Origin of the sequence: Geminisphaera colitermitum TAV2, assembly GCF_000171235.2 — a bacterium.
GTDB classification, from domain to species: Bacteria; Verrucomicrobiota; Verrucomicrobiia; order Opitutales; family Opitutaceae; genus Geminisphaera; species Geminisphaera colitermitum.
On record NZ_ABEA03000057.1, the window covers coordinates 1 to 2,969 of the forward strand.

Annotated in this window: 2 protein-coding genes and 1 pseudogene; all 3 read left to right on the forward strand. The window is 64.1% G+C overall.

The genetic code is table 11. The features are described from left to right. Positions 1 to 436 (forward strand): annotated as a pseudogene (locus tag OBACDRAFT_RS06500) (hypothetical protein); the annotation flags it as partial. Between the two features lie 146 nt (positions 437 to 582). After that, entirely contained in the window at positions 583 to 1,593 is a 1,011-nt protein-coding gene (locus OBACDRAFT_RS06505; RefSeq protein WP_064499915.1) for a VWA domain-containing protein, read from the forward strand. A gap of 114 nt (positions 1,594 to 1,707) precedes the next feature. After that, the coding region (locus OBACDRAFT_RS06510) for a VWA domain-containing protein (protein WP_043583936.1) at positions 1,708 to 2,969 on the forward strand (1,262 nt) is incomplete at its 3' end.

Below are 2,969 nucleotides of genomic sequence, written 5' to 3' on the forward strand. Positions count from 1 at the left end.
CATCGCCCCCCTTGGACATTCGGCATCCGGCGTCCAGCGTCCGGCGTCCACCATTCCCTGGTCGCTCATCCGCCGTGTCGTCCCCCGCCACACCATGCTCGTCTGGCTGGGCGACTTCGCCCCCCGGCCCGCCCCCGAAGGCTGGCCCGCGATCCAGCAACGCTTCCAAACCCGCGGCTTCCGCGTCGATGACCCCTGGGAACGCGAACTCCCCGTCTTGCAACACGGCGAAAACCTCGCCGCCTACGACCCCGTTACCGGCCGCCTCGTCACCCTGGAAAACTCCACTGCCCAGCGCACCGCGCACGCCCAATGGCGCAACGAACGCGAAACCGCCTGGCGCGCCCTCTTCCCCGCCGCCACCACCCGCCTCGTTGTAGGCACTCACGAAAACCGCCTCGACGCCCTCATACGTTTCTTCACGGCCAAGCCGTGAAGAAAAATTAAGAATTAAAAATGAACCAAACCAGCAGCACCCCCATTCGACATGGCACAATCAACACCGATCATCTGCCGACCGTCGCACTCCCCGCCCCCCACCTCCAATTATTAATTCTTAATTATTAATTCTTAATTCCTGTTTTGAACTACACCCTCCAAAATCCCCTCTGGCTCCTCGCCCTCCTCCTGCTCCCGCTCATCCTCTGGGCGCGCGGACGGCGCAAAGTCATCGCGTGGATCGTCCCCTATGCCGCCGCCTGGCACCGCCCCAGCCAGATCAGCCCCTCGCGCCTCCCCATCGCCCTCGCCACCCTCGGCTTGACCCTCCTCATTGCCGCCCTCGCCCGCCCCCAACGCATCGAAGACCGCCGCACCGTCACCGGCCAGGGCTACGACCTCATCCTCGCCATTGACCTCTCCACCTCCATGCTCGCCGAAGACTACGAACGCCACGGCCAGCGCCAGAACCGCCTCCAAACCATCCGCCCCGTCATCGAAGCCTTCATAGACAGACGCCCCGACGACCGCATCGGCATCGTCGTCTTTGCCGGACGCTCCTACACCCTCGCCCCCCTCACCCTCGACCACGACTGGCTCGCCCGCCAAGTCCAGCGCCTCAAGACCGGCCTCATCGAAGACGGCACCGCCATCGGCGACGGACTCGGCGTTGCCCTCTCGCGCCTCGAACAAGCCACGCACACCGAAAACGGCCGCCGTGCCGGCGCCTTCATCATCCTCCTCACCGACGGCGCCAACAACCGTGGCGCCCTCACCCCCGCGCAAGCCGCCGCCATAGCCAAATCCCGCGGCATCCCCGTTTACACCATCGGCGTCGGCACCAACGACCCCCGCGGCATCCCGTATCCGGTATTCGACGACAACGGACAAAAACTCGGTTATCGCCGCGTCCGCTCCGACCTCGACGAAAACTCTCTCCGCTACATCGCCACCGAGACCGGCGGACGCTATTATCGTGCCGACCACACCGGCACCGTTGAAGCCGCCTTCAAGTCCATCGACGAAGCCCGCAAGATCGAATACCAGGCCAAGTCTCACATCCTTGCCACCGAACTATTCCCCTGGCCCGCCATCCCCGGCGCCGCCCTCGTCCTCCTCGCCGCCCTCACCGCCAGAAGGGAAATGAGAAATTAAAAATTAGGAATTAAGAAAAAAACCACCCAACCAATCTGCCATGAAAACAACCCGCGACCACCCCCGCAGCGCCCCATTACTTCCTAATTTCTAATTTCTAATTCCTAATTTTCAGTGACCTTCCTCCACCAACAACTCCTCTGGCTCCTGGCGATACCCGTCCTCCTCCTCGCCATCGACCTGCAACGCCGCCTCCGCGCTGCCCGCCGTCACGAAAATTCCACTACACGCACAAAAATCCTCACCGCCACCATCGGTTCCCGCACCGCCACCCTCCCCCCCCCCCCTGCCAACGGCGCGTCAGCGCCAAACCTCGATGTTGGACGTTCGATGTTGGATGTTCGACGTTCGGGCCGCAGGCCCGCCCTCCGCTGGCGACTCGCCCTCGGCCTCGCCCTCGCTGCCACCGCTCTTGCCCGCCCGCAATGGGGCCGCATCGAACAACCCGTCTTTGAACAAGCCCGCGAAATCCTCATCGCCATCGACCTCTCCCGTTCGATGATGGCCGACGACATCAAACCCTCGCGCCTCGAACGCGCCCGCCTCCTCACCCAAAGCCTCCTCGACCAACTCACCGGCGAACGCATCGGCCTCCTCGTCTTCTCCGGCACCGCCTTCCTCCAAAGCCCCCTCAGCAGCGACTACGAAATCCTCCGCGAATTTTTGCCCGAACTCGGCCCCGACTACCTCCCCCAAGGCGGCACCAATTACAGCGCCCTCCTTCACACCGCGCTCGACTCCTTCAGCACCGGCGAAGCCGACCGCTTCCTCGTCATCCTCAGCGACGGCGAAGCCGACCCCGCCGACCCCTGGCGTCCTCTAGCCGACACCTGCAAAGACCGCGGCATCCACATCATCGGCCTCGGCGTCGGCACCGAAACCGGCGCCATGATCCCCGATGGACGCGACGGCTACGTCAAAGACGAACGCGGAGCCGTTGTCCTCTCCCGCCTCGAACCCGCGACCCTCCGCGAACTCGCCGACAAAACCGCCGGGGCCTACACCGACGCCAGCCAGTGGGTCGATCTCAACGCCCTCATAAAGACCACCATCGAACGCGGCCGCAAAGGTGACTTTCAACAAACCACCCGCACCCGCCTCATCGAACGCTATCAATGGGCACTCGGCCCCGCACTTCTCTTCCTCCTCTGGAGCCTCTGGCGCGAATTCCCCGTCCACCCCCGCCCCCGGCGTATCGCCTTAAGCACGACAGCAACGGCGCTCCTCCTCCTCGCAAGTGCCGCGGGCGTCCCGCCCGCCGTAGGGGCGTCGCTTGCGACGCCCACGCCAGCCGGACAGATTGACCAAATACCAGAAACGCACTCGCAGGCCCAAACGCAGACCGAAACGCACTCGCGGGCTTCGCAAGCGAAGAC